This is a genomic window from Halomonas salipaludis, assembly GCF_002286975.1.
GTDB lineage: Bacteria > Pseudomonadota > Gammaproteobacteria > Pseudomonadales > Halomonadaceae > Franzmannia > Franzmannia salipaludis.
This window is the reverse complement of the sequence record NZ_NSKB01000018.1, coordinates 17995-31640: the sequence shown is the minus strand read 5'-3', so window position 1 is coordinate 31640 and position 13646 is coordinate 17995. Positions and strand designations below refer to the sequence as shown.

General features: G+C 64.7%; 14 protein-coding genes. 5 read left to right on the top strand and 9 right to left on the bottom strand.

All coding sequences use genetic code 11. The annotated features are described in order from the left end of the window. The first annotated feature begins 316 nt into the window (after positions 1 to 316). Positions 317 to 1390, top strand: coding sequence for a 23S rRNA (cytidine(2498)-2'-O)-methyltransferase RlmM (gene rlmM, locus CK498_RS24970; RefSeq protein WP_407645917.1), 1074 nt, complete (start codon positions 317 to 319; stop codon positions 1388 to 1390). Between the two features lie 5 nt (positions 1391 to 1395). Here rlmM and CK498_RS24965 read toward each other — a convergent pair whose 3' ends face one another. Beyond that, the gene (locus CK498_RS24965; RefSeq protein WP_076747345.1) at positions 1396 to 1680 is read right to left on the bottom strand and encodes an antibiotic biosynthesis monooxygenase family protein; all 285 of its coding nucleotides are present in this window, start codon (positions 1678 to 1680) and stop codon (positions 1396 to 1398) included. 55 nt (positions 1681 to 1735) lie between these two features. On the opposite strand from CK498_RS24965, the gene tusA reads away from it, so the two are divergent. Next, on the top strand, positions 1736 to 1990 hold the full coding sequence (gene tusA, locus CK498_RS24960; protein ID WP_095623554.1) for a sulfurtransferase TusA: 255 nt from the start codon (positions 1736 to 1738) through the stop codon (positions 1988 to 1990). A gap of 26 nt (positions 1991 to 2016) precedes the next feature. Here the strand turns inward: tusA and CK498_RS24955 are convergent, their stop codons facing one another. From CK498_RS24955 to CK498_RS24945, 3 genes are all read right to left on the bottom strand, one after another. Then, positions 2017 to 2706, bottom strand: coding sequence for a hypothetical protein (locus tag CK498_RS24955; protein ID WP_095623553.1), 690 nt, complete (start codon positions 2704 to 2706; stop codon positions 2017 to 2019). A 76-nt stretch (positions 2707 to 2782) separates the two neighbouring features. Beyond that, positions 2783 to 3880: a DUF3080 family protein gene (locus CK498_RS24950; protein ID WP_095623552.1), complete on the bottom strand. Its 1098-nt coding sequence runs from the start codon at positions 3878 to 3880 to the stop codon at positions 2783 to 2785. Continuing rightward, positions 3852 to 5243 (bottom strand): MATE family efflux transporter, encoded by a 1392-nt coding sequence (locus CK498_RS24945; RefSeq protein ID WP_095623557.1) that lies wholly within the window; start codon positions 5241 to 5243, stop codon positions 3852 to 3854. Before CK498_RS24945 ends, CK498_RS24950 begins: the two co-directional genes overlap by 29 nt. Positions 5244 to 5626: 383 nt before the next feature. Between CK498_RS24945 and CK498_RS24940 the strand changes: the two genes are divergently transcribed. Then, entirely contained in the window at positions 5627 to 6226 is a 600-nt protein-coding gene (locus CK498_RS24940; protein ID WP_095623551.1) for an elongation factor P hydroxylase, read from the top strand. A 921-nt stretch (positions 6227 to 7147) separates the two neighbouring features. Here CK498_RS24940 and CK498_RS24935 read toward each other — a convergent pair. Together CK498_RS24935 and CK498_RS24930 are read right to left on the bottom strand one after the other, a co-directional pair. Then, complete coding sequence (locus tag CK498_RS24935; RefSeq protein WP_095623550.1) at positions 7148 to 7627, bottom strand: hypothetical protein; 480 nt, start codon at positions 7625 to 7627, stop codon at positions 7148 to 7150. 1 nt (position 7628) lies between these two features. Continuing rightward, positions 7629 to 8507 (bottom strand): TatD family hydrolase, encoded by an 879-nt coding sequence (locus CK498_RS24930; protein ID WP_095623549.1) that lies wholly within the window; start codon positions 8505 to 8507, stop codon positions 7629 to 7631. A 122-nt stretch (positions 8508 to 8629) separates the two neighbouring features. On the opposite strand from CK498_RS24930, the gene CK498_RS24925 reads away from it, so the two are divergent. Next, positions 8630 to 10552, top strand: coding sequence for an ATP-binding cassette domain-containing protein (locus CK498_RS24925; RefSeq protein ID WP_095623548.1), 1923 nt, complete (start codon positions 8630 to 8632; stop codon positions 10550 to 10552). Between the two features lie 156 nt (positions 10553 to 10708). On the opposite strand, the gene CK498_RS24920 is transcribed toward CK498_RS24925, so the two are convergent. Continuing rightward, positions 10709 to 11164: a universal stress protein gene (locus tag CK498_RS24920; RefSeq protein ID WP_095623547.1), complete on the bottom strand. Its 456-nt coding sequence runs from the start codon at positions 11162 to 11164 to the stop codon at positions 10709 to 10711. Between the two features lie 143 nt (positions 11165 to 11307). Between CK498_RS24920 and CK498_RS24915 the strand changes: the two genes are divergently transcribed. After that, positions 11308 to 11829, top strand: coding sequence for a preprotein translocase subunit YajC (locus CK498_RS24915; protein WP_095623546.1), 522 nt, complete (start codon positions 11308 to 11310; stop codon positions 11827 to 11829). Positions 11830 to 11863: 34 nt separating this feature from the next. Here the strand turns inward: CK498_RS24915 and slyA are convergent, their stop codons facing one another. Continuing rightward, a complete protein-coding gene (gene slyA / locus CK498_RS24910) occupies positions 11864 to 12322 on the bottom strand; it encodes a transcriptional regulator SlyA (protein ID WP_095623556.1) in 459 nt (152 codons plus the stop codon). Between the two features lie 116 nt (positions 12323 to 12438). Continuing rightward, positions 12439 to 13608, bottom strand: a complete 1170-nt coding sequence (locus CK498_RS24905) for a DUF5924 family protein (protein ID WP_095623545.1) — start codon at positions 13606 to 13608, stop codon at positions 12439 to 12441. Positions 13609 to 13646 lie beyond the last annotated feature (38 nt).

Genomic DNA, 13646 nt, shown 5'->3' with positions numbered 1-13646 from the left:
AGGTCATCGTCAGGCACTTATACCAAAACCCCAGCTTCGGAAGAGGCTGGGGTTTTTTCATGGGCATGGGGAAACCCGGCTCTTTATATGTGGGGCCGCTTCGCGGGCCGGCCCCTCGCCAGCTCGGGGCGTTCGACCGCCCTCGCGGCGGTGCCGCGAAGGGCTGGGCGGTCTCACCCCCATGCGAGATATGTCATCGTCAGGCACTTATTTCGAAGAAACCCCGAGTACGCAAGTGCTTGGGGTTTTCTCGTTTTTGGATCTCCTCCTTGAGGCGGGCCTGGCGGCCGGATAGACTGCCTGCCTTCAACAGGAGGTGATCGTGATTCCCCAGCACTTGTTGCTCTACTGTCGTCCCGGCTTCGAGTCGGATCTGTGCGCCGAGATCCAGGACAAGGCGGGGCAGGCGGGCTGGGACGGCCACGCCGAGGCCGAAGCGGGTAGCGGCTATGTGTGCTTCGTGGTGGCTGGCGACGAGGCAGTCAACGGCCTGCATCGCGATGTGCCGCTGGCCTCGCTGGTATTTGCTCGTCAAAGCCTGGTGGCGCTTCCTCCACTAACGGGGATGGCACGTGAGGATCGCCTGACGCCGATCGTCGAGCAAGTCGTGGCCAGCGGCTGGAACTTCGAGTCGCTGTGGCAGGAGACCCCGGATACCAATGACGGCAAGGCGCTGAGCGGTTTGGCCAAGGCATTGGCGCGGCCACTTGAATCGGCGCTGAAGAAGCGTGGGGCGCTGCGTCGCAAGGCCGGTGGCAGGCGCCTGCACTTGTGGTGGACGGCCGGCGATAGCGTGCAGCTGGGAATGAGCTTCCCTAACAACCGCAGTGAGCATCCCGGCGGTATCCTGCGCTTGCGCTCCCCCCGAGAGGCGCCCAGCCGTTCGACACTGAAGCTCGAGGAGGCATGGCACGTCTTCGTGCCGCGCGACGAATGGGAGGCGCGCCTCAATGACAGCATGCAGGCGGCCGACCTCGGCGCGGCACCCGGTGGCTGGACCTATCAACTGGTGCGCAAGGGCATGTACGTCTATGCCATCGACAACGGCCCGATGGACAAGGGGCTGATGGCTACCGGGCAGGTCGATCATCTGCGCGAGGATGGGTTCGTATGGGAGCCGCCCAATCGCCTCGACTGGCTGGTCTGCGACATCGTCGACAAGCCGGTGAGGGTGACCGAGATGATCGAGCGCTGGCTGGTGCGACGCTGGTGTCGCGAAGCGGTGTTCAATCTCAAACTGCCGATGAAGCAGCGCTGGGCGGAAGTGCAGCGCTGCCTGGGGCGTTTGGCGGCCTCACTCGAGGAGGCCAACGTGACGGCTGAGATTCGCTGCCGACAGCTGTATCATGACCGGGAAGAGGTCACGGTGCATGTGCGGCTGCTGAACTGAATCACTCAGCGATGCTCGTAGACGCGGATATGCTCCTCGTCGGCGAGTAGCGGCTTTACGCGCTGCATGACGCGCTCACGCTCGCTGCTGTGCAACCAGTCTTTCCAGGCGCTGAGGTCGCGCCACTGGGTGATCAGCAGGCGCCGCTCGGGATGATGGCGTTCGCAGAGGCTTTCACCAGCGATGAAGCCGCGCGCACTGACCGATGCCCGCATGGCCTCCCGGGCCGCTTGCTCGTACTCCTCTTCGAGGCCGGGCATGATACGGCGCTCGATGACGATCTTGATCATGTAACTGCTCCATTCACCTGCTGACTCATCTACCCGAGAGGATACGAGAACGACCATGGCCGACCAAGTCGACGACCTGCCCAGCCACGACGTAGAACTGGATACCACCGGCCTTTATTGCCCCGAGCCGATCATGATGATGCATAACCGCGTGCGTGATATGCAGGCTGGGCAGGTCCTCAAGGTAATCGCCAGCGACCCCGCCACGACCCGCGACATTCCCAAGTTCTGCAGCTTCCTTGGTCATGAGCTGCTCGTCCAGCGTGAAGTGAGCGATGGCGATTTCCTCTATTACGTGCGGCTCGGTTAAGCGTCAGCACCAGGCGCTGCCGCCGGTTAGCGTGCCACCATCAGGGCCAAGGCCTCGAGGGTCGTGGGATCCTCGTCCTTGATGCGATTGGCGATAACGCGCTGAAAGAAATACACCATCCGATGTCGGCTATGCCCGGGGTATAGGCAGGCATCGCCGGGCAGCACAGGGGTCGACTCGACCTTGTCCTCGTCGACCAGCAATGCCTCGACCTGACCGTCACTATAGAGGCGCCAGCCGAATACCTGTTTGAGCTGCCACGGCTGACCGTCCTCATCCATGCACAGCGCATGGGTGCCCTGGGTGTCCGGTAGCTGCTGAATCAGCGTCGAGGCATCGGTTTCTTCGTAGTCGAAGTAGGCCGCGGCATGCTCGAGCTCGTACTGCTTGTGCTCCGGTGGATGGGTAAAAATCTCTTCGGTTTCGGGATCGCGAAATCCGACGAAGTGCCCATATTCGGGGTCGTCCAGCTGCTGGCAGGGCGTCAGCGCCTCCATCCACGGTACCAGTCCTACGACCTCGCCATCGTCTCGCAGGCCCCAGGCCAGCAGCGGCATGCCATACAGCGTGTCCGGATCGGAGGCGAGATGATAGAGCATCTCGAGGCCATCCAGTTCGGGCGCCAGGCGCACCAGGCGACGCTTGGCGTGCAGCCGTTGTCGCATGACCTCCAGGTCGATGACCTGGGCAGGACGGGGGGACAGTGGGATTCCCATGATTACCCTCCTTGAGCGCGTTATAACGGCAGTGGAACGGCCTGAATTCACTATTAGCACAGTCCTGTGCGTAAAGTTAACCCCGCGTGCCATCTTCCTGACGTTGCTGGGTCAACGCACACTGCGCCGACCAGCGCTCGAGCAGCGCTCGATGAGTCGCCAGTGCATGAGTATAACGCGGCCAGGGGGGCGTATCGTTACCATTGGCGGCGACGTCTGCAAGCCATACCTCGCGGTAATGTTCGAGGGCCGGGCGCGATACCGGATGGATATCGAACAGGGCGTTGACCGCCGTCAACCAGCGCTCCGCCACGTCATCCAAGCGAGTCAGGTAGTCGCTGACGTCACTGCGCAGCGCGCTGCCGTTGAAGTCGTCGAGCTGGCGGCAGGTTGCCGGGTTCTCGAGGGCATCGGCGAGCAGGCGATTGCTCTCCTCGAGGCGCTGACTGGTGAGCATCAGGCTGCGCAGCACGCGGGCGGTGAGCGGTTCGCGGCTGAGTACCTGCAAGTGGTCGGCGAGTGTCGAGCCACTGGGCTGCCAGTCGGGGTCGAACTGGTGCTGGACCGAGTCATGCAGATAGTCGAGGGCCGCCAGGTGGGCGTCGATATCGATCTCTGGTGTGACTGGCAGCGGGCGGCTGGCTCGCGAAAAGTTGCCGACCCATTCACTGGAGCCAAACAGGGCGTTCCAGGTGGCCCAGGGCAGATGCTCGGTCTTGGTCTCGGTGAGGCGGATCAGACGCTCGCGGTCGGCGTCGGCGAGGTTGTCCGCTACCTCCGAGCCCGAGCAGGCATGCAGCAGACGCCATAGTTCCAGCTCATACAGCCAGCGCTGGCTGGGGACGGCGACCCGGCCCAGCTGATTGTTGCGCTCGGCGACCAGCGAGGTGATCTGACACTCACGCAGCGCGTAGACGTTGAGCAGGCTCTCGCGCAGGTCGGGAATGTCGAACAGGCGTTGATTCTGGTCGGGGAAGGCTCCGATATTGGCCGGCGGCTGCGGCTCGGGGGCGTCGACCTCGAGGGCCTCTGCCAGCCGCTGCTGATAGTCGCCGAGCAGGTCGTCGGCGTCGCTGCTGCCGCAGGCGGCAAGCATGATGCCGAGCCCTGCGATGAGTGCTCCTCGGCGCGCAAGGCGCAGGGCGTCAGCTGCGAGGAATCTGCCATCGTCCATCTCTCACCGCCTTGCTGATCCGATCCAGGCGTAGCCCCAGTAGCACTGCCGCCACCGTGAGGCCCAGCACCAACCCGATCCAGTAGCCGTAGATTCCCAGCGGATCGAGCCAGGCGCCGAGGCCGCGGGTACCCAGCCAGTGGCCACCCAGCAGGCCCACCAGCCAATATGACACCAGGGTGATGGCCATGATGATGCGGGTATCCTTGTAGCCGCGCAGCGCGCCGGCCATGTTGATCTGTAGCGCATCGGAGACCTGATAGATCATCGCCAGCACGATCAGCGACAGCGCCAACTGCTGGACCTCGACATTGTGAGTGTAAAGCGCGATCACGGGTTCCGAGGCGAACCACAGAATCAGGTTATTGATACCGGCGATCAGTACGCACACCACGATACCGTTCCAGGCCACGAAGCGGGTCAGCTCTGGCTTGCCGGCGCCGAGGGTATTGCCGACCCGCACCGTCAGTGCCATGCCCAGCGAGAGTGGCAGCATGAACAGGATCGAGGTGAAGTTGAGTGCCACCTGGTGGCCGGCCACCACCACCTCGCCGAAGCTGGCGATGAACAGTGCGATCAGCGTGAACAGGGTGACCTCGACGAAGATCGCCACGCCGATCGGCACCCCGACGTAGAGCAGCTCGCCGATCATGGCGCGGCGCGGCGGTGTTGGAGAGTGCCATAACGTGACCGGCGCATAGGCCCGTGAACGCCGTGTATACAGCAGCATGGCCAGGCTCATCACCCACATCGACAGCCCGGTAGCGATGCCGCAGCCCCAGGCGCCGAGAGCCGGGAAGCTGGCCAGCGGCCCCGCCAGGTTCGGGCCGAACAGCGCCACCAGGCCGTCGCCGCCGTAGATCAGCAGGTAGTTGGCGGGCACGTTGACGGCCAGGCCAACCAGGCTGATCCACAGCGAAGGGCGGGTATGGTTCATGCCATCGGAAAAGGCCCGCAGCGCCTGGAACAGCGCCACGCCGGGCATCCCAAAGGCGACTGCCGACAGGTAGGCGGCAGACAGCTCGGCGACGTTCTCGGGGACGTTCATCAGTCGGAAGATCGGCATCACCGTGAACCACAGCAGCAGCGCGGCGATCAGGCCGAGCGCCAGGGCCACCCACAGCGCCTGATGGACGTTGGGGTGAATCCGCTCGACGTTACCGCCGCCCAGCAGTTGGGCGACGATCGGCGTCAACCCCATCAGGGTGCCGGTCATGAACAGCATCAGCGGCAACCACAGGCTTGATCCCACCGAGACCGCCGCCAGGTCGGCGGCGCTCAGGCGGCCGGTCATCATCACGTCGGTGACGCCCATGCCGGCCTGGGCCAGTTGGGCGCCGCAGATCGGTAGCGCCAGGCGCATCAGCAGGCGGGTTTCGGTGCGCGAGCGTGTCAGCAGCGAAGAGCGGAACTGCACCAAGGGGGAATACTCCTTCTCGAATGTACCGGGCACCCGATCCCGGTGCCCGAATAAGGCCCAGGGCTATCGCAGATAGCAAGCACCGCTCGGGACTGATCCGTCGACAGCCCTGCGAGGAGGCGCTGTGACCCCATCCCATGGCGCAAACCTCCTCTTCGGCCTGTCCTCGGCGTCCTTCGCTTAGAGGCAACTACGATCACCCTGGAGTGAAGCCTGACTGCTTGGTCAGATTTGTCCGGGCCTGATAGTCTAGCAAGGCATAGGGATTTCCGCCCGCCTGCTGGGGCTTTATACTGCGCAACGTGAATAACCAAGCGGAGACCCTCGTGACCCACCGGTTGGACGATATCATTGCGCTGTTCGACGGGCTGTTCATGCCCGACTACCGTACTCGCCTGGTGCGCGGTGGCGATGAGCCGCTCTATCTGCCGGCGGATGAGCGTTGCGACCACCATCGGGTCATCTTTGCGCGCGGTTTTTATGCCAGTGCGCTGCATGAGATCAGCCACTGGTGCATTGCCGGGGCGCGGCGTCGCCGGTTGGAGGATTACGGCTACTGGTACCTGCCCGACGGCCGCGATGCCGAACAGCAGCAAGCCTTCGAGAATGCCGAGGTGGCGCCCCAGGCGCTGGAGCTGCTGTTGGCCGAGGCCTGTGGACACCCTTTCAACGTCAGCGTCGACAACCTGGGTGAGGTGGAAGTGGACCGCGATGCCTTTCAGCGCCGCGTCGAGGCCCGCGCCGCGCGCTACCGCGAGGAGGGGTTGCCGTCACGAGCGGCTGCGCTGGTGGCTGCGTTGAGAGCCTATTATCACCACGGATACTCGCTTGAGGCGGCCATCGCTCTTGCACCCAGATGTAGGAGCGAATTCATTCGCGATGCAGCGCGCAGCGCTGCCGGGCTAGACCAACCCCATCGTGACTAAAGTCACTCCCACTTTTGCCTTGGCGCCACTCCCTGTGGGAGCGACTTCAGTCGCGATGCAGCGCGCAGCGCTGCCGGGGTAGAGCAACCCCATCGTGACTAAAGTCACTCCCACTTTTGCCTTGGCGCCACTCCCTGTGGGAGCGACTTCAGTCGCGATGCAGCGCGCAGCGCTGCCATGCCAGACCAACCCCATCGTGACTGAAGTCTCTCCCACATTGGCCTTGGCACCACTCCCTGTGGGAGCGACTTCAGTCGCGACGCAGCGCGCAGCGCTGCCCGGCTAGACCAACTCCATCGAGACTGAAGTCTCTCCCACATTGGCCTTGGCACCACTCCCTGTGGGAGCGACTTCAGTCGCGACGCAGCGCGCAGCGCTGCCGGGGTAGAGCAACCCTATCGTGACTAAAGTCACTCCCACTTTTGCCTTGGCGCCACTCCCTGTGGGAGCGACTTCAGTCGCGACGCAGCGCGCAGCGCTGCCGGGGTAGAGCAACCCTATCGTGACTAAAGTCACTCCCACTTTTGCCTTGGCGCCACTCCCACTTTTGCCTTGGCGCCGCCCCCCATGTAGGAGCGACTTCAGTCGCGATGCAGCGCGCAGCGCTGCCCGGCTAGACCAACCCCATCGAGACTGAAGTCTCTCCCACTTTTGCCTTGGCGCCACTCCCACTTTTGCCTTGGCGCCACTCCCACTTTTGCCTTGGCGCCACTCCCACTTTTGCCTTGGCGCCACTCCCTGTGGGAGCGACTTCAGTCGCGATGCAGCGCGCAGCGCTGCCGGGCTAGACCAACCCCATCGAGACTGAAGTCTCTCTCACATTGGCTTTGGCGCCACCTTTCTTTGTAGGAGCGACTTCATTCGCGATGCAGCGCGCAGCGTTGCCATGCCGGCGCCACCCAACCTGACGTCACTCCTACCTCAACTCTCCTCCGCCAGGCGCTGATGCAGTGCCAGCATTACCTGTACCTCCTGCTCGGGGCGCATTGGCTCCATGCCCAGCTCGCCGAATAGCTCGCTGCGCGCGCGAGCCCACTCGCCGGGGCCGAGATCGGCATATAGCGACTCGGCGGGGGCCAGCTCGACGAAGGGGTCGAGGCCGAAGACATCGAACAGACGCGACAGCGCGGCCTCGTCGTCGCTGACGCCGGCGGTGTAGAGGGTGGCGCTGAAGTGGTCGTTCTCCAGCTCGCGGATCACGTCCAGTGGGCTGACGCCGAGGTTCTCGAGCTCCTCGAGGCTGTAGTCGCCGAGCGAGATCAGCTCGTCGTTGAGCCAGTCGTCGTCGGGCTGGATCAGAGTGTGCTTGACCTGTCCATCGGCCAGCGCCCAGGCAATGGCCAGCGGCAGGCCGCCATCCTCACCGGTCTCGACGGCAATGAAGCCGGGAAAATCGTCCATGTCAGGTCTCCTCGTGGAGCGCGTTGAGGCCAAAGAAACGTCGAGCCGTACTGCTGGTGGCTGCGGCCAGGCTGGCCTCGTCGTCGCCGCGCCAGTGAGCGATCTCGGCGGCGATCCACGGCAGCAGGGCCGGCTCGTGGCGCCGTCCCTTGAGTTTGGCAGGTAAATGGCGCGGCAGCAGGTAGGGGCAGTCGGTCTCCAGCATCAGCCGATTGGCGGGTATCTCGCCGACCAGCTCGCGCAGGTGATGGCCGCGGCGCTCGTCGCAGATCCAGCCGGTCAGGCCGATATGCAGGTCGAGGTCCAGGTAGCCATAGAGCGTCGCGCGCTCGCCGGTGAAACAGTGCACGACTGCCTGAGAAATATCGTCACGCCAGGCCTTGAGGATCTCCAGCATGCGGCTGCCGGCATCGCGCTCGTGGATGAACAGTGGCAGGCCGCTCTCCACGGCCAGGCCCAGCTGGGCCTCGAAGGCATGCTCCTGCTCGGCGGGGGTGGAGAAGTTGCGGTTGAAGTCGAGACCGCATTCGCCCACCGCGACCACCTCGGGCTGGCGGTGCAGCTCGCGCATGTCGGCCTCCAGGGCGCTGCCCCACTGGCTGGCATCGTGGGGGTGCACGCCAGCGGTGGCATACAGGCTGGGAGCGCGGCCGACGTGGCGACGCGCCAGCTCGATGGCCTGAGCGGCGTGCTCGCGGTCGGTGCCGGTGAGAATCAGTTCGCCGACGTTGGCTGCCCAGGCGCGGCGCAGCACGGCGTCGAGGTCATGGGTGAAGCTCGCATGAGTGAGGTTGGCGCCGATATCTACCAGCGGGGCAGGGCTGACCCGCTGCAGTGCCTCGGGCAGAAAATCGTCGAAAGTGTCGCTCGGCTCGGCCACGCCAGCCCTCCCTTGCTAAATCGAGGGCGCATTGTACCTGCTAGGTGGTAGTGGCGACCACGCCGAGGCGGGCATGGGTTACACTAGGCGCCTTTAGCGCATGCAAACGAGGTGGTAAACGCGTGACCCTGCTACGACTGGAACAGCTGCAACTCGCCTATGGCAACCACGTGCTGCTCGACGGCGCCGACCTGGTCCTAGAGAAAGGCGAGCGACTGGCGCTGGTGGGCCGTAACGGCACCGGCAAGTCAACGCTGCTCAAGCTGATCAACGCTGAGATCCAGGCCGACGGCGGCAGCATCTGGCGTGCGCCGGGGCTCAAGATCGGCGTGCTGGCCCAGGACCTGCCGAACGCCTCCGGCGAGACGATCTTCGACGTGGTCGCCCAGGGCCTGCCCGAGGCGGGTGGGCTGCTCGCCGAGTATCACCATCTGGTCGAGGACCCGGATCCCGACATGAAGCGCATGGCGACGCTGCAGACCCAGCTCGAGGCGATCGACGGCTGGTCCTTCCATCAGCGCATCGATACCGTGCTGACGCGTCTGGGGCTACCCGCCGACAGTCCGATGGAGGCACTCTCCGGCGGCTGGCGGCGGCGCGTGGCGCTGGCCCGGGCGCTGGTCGCCGAGCCCGACCTGCTGCTGCTCGACGAGCCTACCAACCATCTCGACCTCGACACCATTGCCTGGCTCGAGGAGCAGTTGCTCGCCTTCGGCGGCGCGGTGCTGTTCATTACCCACGACCGTACCTTCCTGTCGCGCTTGGCCACGGCGATCCTCGAGCTCGACCGCGGCCGCCTGGGGCGCTATCCCGGCAACTATGCCGAGTACCAGGCACGCAAGCAGCACGAACTGGAGATCGAGGCGCGCGAAAACGCCGAGTTCGACAAGAAACTGGCCCAGGAAGAGTCGTGGATTCGCCAGGGCATCAAGGCACGACGCACCCGCAACGAGGGGCGGGTGCGGGCGCTGGAGCAGATGCGCCGCGAGCGCAGCCAGCGTCGCGAGCGCCAGGGCAATGCCTCGCTGACGGTGGACAGCGGCGAGCGCAGCGGCAAGCGGGTGGTCGAGCTCAAGGGCGTCAGCCAGCACTTCGGCGACGACTGGGTGATCCAGGACCTCAGCCTGGAGATCCAGCGCGGCGACCGTATCGGCCTGATCGGCCGCAACGGCGCCGGTAAGACCACGCTGCTCAAGATCCTGCTCGGTGAGCTCGCGCCAAGCCAGGGCGAGGTCAAGATGGGTACCAATATCAAGGTCGCCTATTTCGACCAGCTGCGCGCCGGGCTCGAGCCGCATAAGAGCGTCTACGACAACGTCGCCCAGGGCAGCGACCGAGTCAGCGTCGGCGGCAAGGACAAGCACGTCATCAGTTATCTGCAGGACTTCCTGTTCACCCCCGAGCGCGCCCGTCAGCCAGTCAAGGCGCTCTCCGGCGGCGAGTCCAACCGGCTGCTGCTGGCCAAGCTGTTCACCCAGCCGGCCAACGTGCTGGTGCTCGACGAACCGACCAACGATCTCGACGTCGAGACCCTCGAGCTGCTCGAGGAACTGCTGCTCGACTTCGACGGGACCCTGCTGCTGGTCTCCCACGACCGGACCTTTATGGACAACGTGGTGACCGGGGTGCTGGCCTTCGAGGGTAACGGCATCGTGCGCGAATACGTCGGCGGTTACAGCGACTGGGTGCGCCAGGGCGGCAGGCTGCCGCCGGCGCCATGGGATTTCGACGCCGCCAAGGGCAGCCATGAGGCCAAGCGCGAGGTTCAGGCGCCTGCCGCCGACGTGTCGCCGAGTCCTGCTGCCAGCAAGGCGGTCAAGCTCTCCTACAAGCTGCAGCGTGAGCTGGACAACCTACCGGCCGAGATCGAGCGGCTGGAAAATGCCGTGGCGGCTTTCGAGGCCAAGGTGGGGGATCCCGCCTTCTACCAGGGTGATGCCGCCGATGTCACCGCCACCCTAGAGGCGCTGGCGGCAACCCAGGACGAGCTGGATGCCGCCATGGAGCGGTGGATGGAGTTGGAAGCCATGGCGGCAGGGGAGTAAGCGACGATTCGCTACTGCGCTCGATATCTTGATCGCCGGCGGTGCTCGGAATCCTCATGTAGCAGGCTACACTCCGGTTCCTGCGCTCCGGCGGCAATCAACCTATCATCGCTCGTTACGCGAATCCTAGGCTTCCTCAATGGCTTACATACTGACTTACTCGTCGGTTTCGCCATCCTTGCCGACGCGCACGGCTAGCACGTCGCACTTGGCGCCGTGCAGCACGCCGGTGGAGGTGGAGCCGAGCAGCAGAGCGAAGCCGTGGCGGCCGTGGGAGCCGACCACGATCAGGTCGACGCCGTGCTCCTCGGCGAAGCGGTGAATCTCGGTATCCGGCATGCCCACCACCACGTGCTGGTTCTCGGCCGGTACGTTATGCGGATCGGCGATCTCGGCCAGGCGATGCTTGGCGTGATCGTCGAGCTGGTCCTGGATGCTGGTCAGGTCCATGGGGATATCGCCGCCGTAGGCGAAGCCCAGCGGCTCGAGGGTGTGCATGATCGATAGCTTGGCGGCGTTACGCTCGGCGATGGGCAGGGCCCGCTCGAGCACCTTGTGGGAATCCTTGGTAAGGTCGACGGCGACCAGCACGTGACGATATTCGTTGCTCATGGGACACCTCCCGTGGCGAGGTTTGTGGAATGCCCTGAATAGGCAGAGTGATTTGTCTGCCTTCCACTCTAGGCTGGCTGGCGGCGTCTCACAACGATCTATATCAACGTTTTAGCATCTTTTGCAGAGGATGGGCGGCAGACATGAACTGGTTGTTGATCGCGTTTATCGTGGCACTGATCGTGTCGCCGGTGATGTGGCTCAAACCGAGCCCTAAGCAGAAGCGGGTGGCGCGGCTGCGTGAGCACGCCCGCAAGGCCGGCGTCAGGGTCAAGCTGGCCGCGCCGCCGCTGCACGCCGCCGGCAAGCAGATGCCCAGCTATCGCTGGGGGTATCCGGGTGAGCAGCCCGGGCCGCGTTTCGTGGCGGTGCGCGAGAGCGCCTCCAGCGGCGTGCTAAAGCCGGTATGCCACGGCTGGCGCTGGCGGATCGAGCCACTGCGTCCGCTGCCGGATGAGGTGTTCCAGCGGCTCGAGGCGCTGCTTACGCGCCTGCCCCAGGATGCTCTGGTGTTGGAGTCGGAGGTGCACGGATTGACGCTGTGGTGGTATGAGTCGCAAGGGCCCGAGCGCTTCGATAGCTATCTCGGCGACATGGCCGCGTTACGCGATAGCCTGGCAGGCCGGCCGGACAGGCCGAGTACCCTCAAACCGCTGGTGAAGTGAGTCGCCGCGGCTGGAGTGAGCCGCGAACGGTGGTTTACTCGTCACTTTCGCGGCTCTGGATCGCCAGGCCGTTCTCCTCTATGCGGGTCAGGTAGTCGTCCAGGCGGGCAATGTCGCCGTCGCTGAGGCCTGCCAGCATCTCCTCGCGGGCCTCCTTGACCACCGTGTCGATCTGCTGCAGCAGCGGCATGGCAGCAGGGGTCAAGTGGATGCGCTTGGTGCGGCGATCCTGGTCGCAGGGGCAGCGCTCCACCAAGCCCTGCTCGGCGAGCTGGTCGAGGGTGCGCACAAGAGAAGGCGCCTCGACGCCGATCACCCGTGCCAGGTCGCACTGCGGCTGGCCGTCGCCAAGGCGCCATAGATGATAGAGCGTGATCCAGCGGGTCTGGGTCAGCTCGAGGGGGGCCAAGCGCTTGTCGATGATCGCGCGCCATAGGCGCGGCACGCGATTCAGCTTGGTGCCGATGTTCTGGTGTGGAGAAAGATTGGACATAGTCAGGCCGGTTCGCAGGCGAATCAATGAATTGTCCGAACCGCGCGCCTGCAATGCAAGCCTTATGCGCTTCTGTGCTTATTCATTTCCTCGTTAATACGTTTGCGCTCGGGCTACTAGCCGCCTGGCACCAGCTGGCGAAGGTCGAGCCCCGGGATGCCCGGCGGCGATGTAATCTGCCCATCGGCCATGTCCGCGCTTACTGGCGAGTCGCTGACCGTGAAGCGCAGCACGCCAAGACGCTGGCCGGAGGCGGTGACGATATCGATTCGCCAGCGGCCTCCGGCCTCGACGGGAAAGTTCTGTTTGCGGCTCCAGGCGCGGTAGCCCTGCTGGCGGCCGCCGTGAATGGTCAACGGGATGCGGTCGATCAGCTCGCCGTCATGGCGCCACTCGTGGAAGACCTCCTCCTGCAGTCCGCGCGGTGCGCGTATCGCGGTATAGGCGTACAGGCCGCTGACGGTCAGCGCGTCGCGGGTCAAGGCCACGCTGCCGCGGGGAGTGCGCGACTCGACGTCGAGGTTCGGTGACAGGGCACTGCCGGTCAGCCACAGGTTGGCTGGCGGTACCCAAGCGCGCCCCGCCCAGCCGGCGCCGGCCAGCAGCAGTGCCAGGCCGAACATCGCCAGCCAGCTGCGCAGCCGCTTGGGCTGGACCAAATGCATCAGGCTGGGCAGGCTGAATATCACCATCAGGGCCAATGCATAGAACAGGCTCTCGCTGGTGGTGAGCTGCAGCATGATCGGTAGGGTCACCAGCACCACCACGAATACGCATTGGGCATGAAAGGCGAAATAGACCCAGCGATAGCGCTCGGCGAGCTTGAAGTAGAGCGGATCGAGGATGGAGAGTAAGGCAAGTCCCAGGATCAGTAGCGTGAACAGTGCCTGGCCGCTGGCCCAGACCGTGGTGGCGAGCAGGAACGGCAGGCTGAAGAACAGTGTCTCCTGATGGATCAGTTGGGCGATGAAGGTGGTCGCGCCGCGCGGCAGGGTCGGATAGCCGCGCCGGGATAGGGCGCGGCCGATCACGCTCTCCGAGAGCAGCAGTAGCCAGGCCAGCAGCATACCCAGCGCCAGGGCCGCTCCCAGCCACTGCTGGCGGTCGACCAGGAAGAAGCTCGCCACGCCGGCGCCGAAGGCGATTGGCGGCCATATCCATAGATAGGGGCGAGCTCGTTCGATCAGCCGCTCCACGCCATGTTGGGCACGCGCCAGTCGTGCGGCGCGGGCTGGATGGTGCGGTGGCGGAGCGGCAGGCTCGGGGGGCGCGCAGGGGATGGTCATGCCGTTGGCAATCTCCGGGAAAAGCGTAGAGGCTAGCA